The 3,498-nt window shown below is 38.6% G+C and carries 5 protein-coding genes; all 5 read right to left on the bottom strand.

All coding sequences use genetic code 11. The features are described from left to right. On the bottom strand, positions 1 to 1,511 hold a 1,511-nt coding region (atpA, locus tag ACIQZ6_RS12475; protein WP_395811588.1), incomplete at its 3' end, for a F0F1 ATP synthase subunit alpha. Between the two features lie 87 nt (positions 1,512 to 1,598). After that, positions 1,599 to 2,138, bottom strand: coding sequence for an ATP synthase F1 subunit delta (gene atpH, locus ACIQZ6_RS12470; protein ID WP_395811586.1), 540 nt, complete (start codon positions 2,136 to 2,138; stop codon positions 1,599 to 1,601). Between the two features lie 91 nt (positions 2,139 to 2,229). After that, entirely contained in the window at positions 2,230 to 2,742 is a 513-nt protein-coding gene (locus tag ACIQZ6_RS12465) for a F0F1 ATP synthase subunit B (protein ID WP_395811584.1), read from the bottom strand. Between the two features lie 72 nt (positions 2,743 to 2,814). Next, on the bottom strand, positions 2,815 to 3,033 hold the full coding sequence (gene atpE / locus ACIQZ6_RS12460; RefSeq protein WP_090705041.1) for an ATP synthase F0 subunit C: 219 nt from the start codon (positions 3,031 to 3,033) through the stop codon (positions 2,815 to 2,817). Between the two features lie 46 nt (positions 3,034 to 3,079). Continuing rightward, a partial coding sequence (locus tag ACIQZ6_RS12455) for a F0F1 ATP synthase subunit A (RefSeq protein WP_395811582.1) occupies positions 3,080 to 3,498 on the bottom strand: 419 nt, incomplete at its 5' end.

The raw sequence follows: 3,498 nt of genomic DNA, 5'->3' as shown, positions 1-3,498 counted from the left end.
TTACCTGCTTTTAGCCCCTGTAATACTTCAGGGTAGCGCTGATCTAATTGCTGGATAAACTCATGTTCAAATGCTTTAACCTTGTTTACAGGTACATTTCTCATTAAGTTTTTAGTTCCAACATAAAGAATTGCAACTTGCTTTTCAACTGTTTCAGGCGAAAACTGTGCTTGCTTTAACAATTCAACGTTACGGGCACCTTTATCAAGTACAGATTTTGTTGCTGCATCAAGATCAGATCCAAATTTAGAGAAAGCCTCCAATTCACGATACTGAGCTTGGTCAAGCTTCAAGGTACCTGCAACTTTCTTCATCGACTTGATTTGTGCGTTACCACCTACACGAGATACTGAAATACCTACGTTAATAGCTGGACGAACACCCGCGTTGAATAAATTAGACTCCAAAAATATCTGACCGTCAGTGATCGAAATCACGTTCGTAGGAATATATGCAGAAACGTCACCCGCCTGAGTTTCAATAATTGGCAATGCTGTTAAAGACCCACCACCTTTTACTATATGTCTGATAGATTCCGGAAGATCGTTCATTGATTGTGCAATGGAATCATTCTGGTTGATCTTTGCAGCACGCTCTAATAAACGACTGTGAAGGTAAAATACATCACCTGGATAAGCCTCACGACCTGGAGGACGACGCAACAATAAAGACACCTCACGATACGAAACTGCCTGCTTAGAAAGATCATCATAAACGATCAATGCTGGTCTGCCTGTATCACGGAAGAACTCACCTATTGCAGCACCAGCAAATGGAGCATAAAACTGCATCGGAGCAGGGTCAGCAGCAGATGCCGCAACAATCACTGTATAAGGTAGAGCACCATTCTCTTCTAATACTTTTAATATTTGTGCTACGGTAGAATTTTTCTGACCAATAGCAACATATATACAGAATACAGGCTTACCTGCTTCATAAAATTCTTTTTGGTTGATGATGGTATCAATACAAACCGCAGTTTTTCCGGTTTGACGATCACCAATCACAAGCTCACGTTGCCCGCGACCAATGGGAATCATTGCATCAATTGCCTTGATTCCTGTTTGCAATGGCTCTGTAACCGGCTGGCGATAGATAACACCCGGAGCTTTACGCTCTAATGGCATTTCATAAGTTTCACCAGCAATAGGGCCTTTACCATCAATTGGCTGACCTAATGTATTAACTACACGGCCAAGCATACCTTCACCAACTTTGATGGAAGCAATTTTATTGGTACGTTTTACCGTAGCACCTTCTTTGATTTCATCAAAAGCACCTAATAACACGACACCCACGTTGTCTTCTTCAAGGTTCAATACGATACCCTGCAAACCGTTTTCAAATTCAACCAGCTCACCTGATTGAACTTTTGTTAAACCGTATACGCGGGCAATACCATCACCCACTTGTAACACAGTACCAACCTCTTCGAGCTCGGCCTCCGATTTAAAGCCTGACAGTTGTTGTCTTAAAATCGCCGAAACTTCATCTGGTCTTACCTCTACCATAGTAGTATTTTTTGAGTTTTATATTGTAAATCTTACGCCTCCACCCCTATTGGAAGCAAACAAATTCCTTTTCAGGTTTTGGGGTAATTAATTTTGTTGAAATTCTTTTTTCAATTTATTTAGCTTGCTAGATAAACTGGTATCAAACTGCTTATCGCCAACCTTTAAGATAAACCCTCCAATCAAATCAGGATCAACTTGGGCAGTTAAAATAACTTCACCCTTAGTTGCTTGTTTAACTACTTCTTGGATTTGTACAATGTTATCTGAACTTAGGGGAGAAGCAGAAGTTACTGTTGCTTTTACTACGTTCTTAAGAATATTATACTGGTTGATAAATTCCTTTCCTGTAGCATATAAAACTTGGGAACGCCCTTTTCTAACTACAATTTTAAAGAATGACAGGATCATTTTATTTAGTTTATCGCCAAATAAACCATCCAAGATATTCGCCTTTTTATCAAGACTGATTATCGGATTCTTAAGAATTGCCTGTAGCTCTGGGTTAACCCTGCAGGTATCGAGAAACAACTCAATATCTTTCTTAACCGGCTCTACACTATTTTGTTCAGCCGCAAGATCAATTAAAGCTTTTGCGTAACGCGATGCAACTTGTATTTCTGACATATTTTTGTTAGTTGTTGGCTGTTAGTTATTAGTTACTAGTTATTTGAATTTCTTCCTTCAAACTGTCAACTGTAAACTGTCAACTGTCAACTTAATTAAGTTTTACTTCTTTTAACAGGTCATTAACAAGCGCCTGTTGTTTACCCTGATCTTCAAATTGCTTACGCAAAACTTTTTCAGCGATTTCAATAGATAAGCTAGAAACCTGATTTTTAATTTCTGCCATTGCAGCAAGCTTTTGATTAGTGATCTCAATTTTTGCTTTTTCGATCAGCTTAGCTCCTTCAGATTTAGCCAAATCTTTTGCATCATTAACAATCTGATCTTTGATTTCTTTTGCTTCCTTTAAAATGCTGTCGCGTTCTAGGCGAGCTTCCTTTAATAGATCTTCGTTCTCACTGATCAGCTTAGCCATCTCTACCTTAGCCATTTCTGCCTTTGCCAGCGCATCTTCTATTGAACGCTCACGCTCATCAAGAGCTTTAACTATTGGCTTCCAGGCAAACTTGCTTAACAAGAAAAACAGTATTAAAAAAGTAACTGTTGACCAGATGAACAAGCCCGGATCCGGAGAAACTAATGGATTTAATGCCAGTAATATCATTTGTTATATTATTTAATAAATCAATCAAAATAATAAAATAAGGCCGGTGCCAATCGCACAAGCCTTATTTTTTTAGTTTACTTGTCCTGTTCCTAAGAACGCAACAACTACAGCGAACAATGCTACCGCCTCAACGAATGCTGCCGCGATTAACATAGCTGTTTGAATTTTAGATGCTGCTTCAGGTTGGCGAGCCATACCTTCCATAGCTTTTCCACCAATGTTTCCGATACCAATGCCTGCTCCAATAGCAGCTAATCCTGCGCCAATACCAGCGATACTTCCAACGATCATAATCTGATTTTTAAATATATATTAAACAAAAAATAAATTCATATTAATGCTCAGCATGCTCTTCAACCGCCATCCCAATAAATAGGGCCGATAAAATGGTGAAAATGAATGCCTGAATAAATCCTACCACTAATTCAATCACACTGATGAACAGCACAAATGGAATTGCGATACCTGCTACGAAAACTGATTTAAGAATGAAGATCAAAGAAATCAAACTTAAAATCAGAATGTGACCTGCAGTAATGTTTGCGAATAAACGAATCATTAATGCAACTGGTTTAACAAATAAACCCACAATCTCAACCGGAATCATCAATGGATATAACCACCAAGGAACATGCGGTGTAAATACGTGACCCCAGTAATTTTTATTACCATTTATAGTAGTTAGAACAAATGTACAAAGTGCCAGCATCATGGTAACTGCAATATTACCTGTAAGATTTGCGCCTCCAGGAA

The sequence above is a fragment of the Daejeonella sp. genome (assembly GCF_044348475.1).
GTDB lineage: Bacteria > Bacteroidota > Bacteroidia > Sphingobacteriales > Sphingobacteriaceae > Daejeonella.
This window is presented reverse-complemented; position numbering and strand designations above follow the sequence as displayed.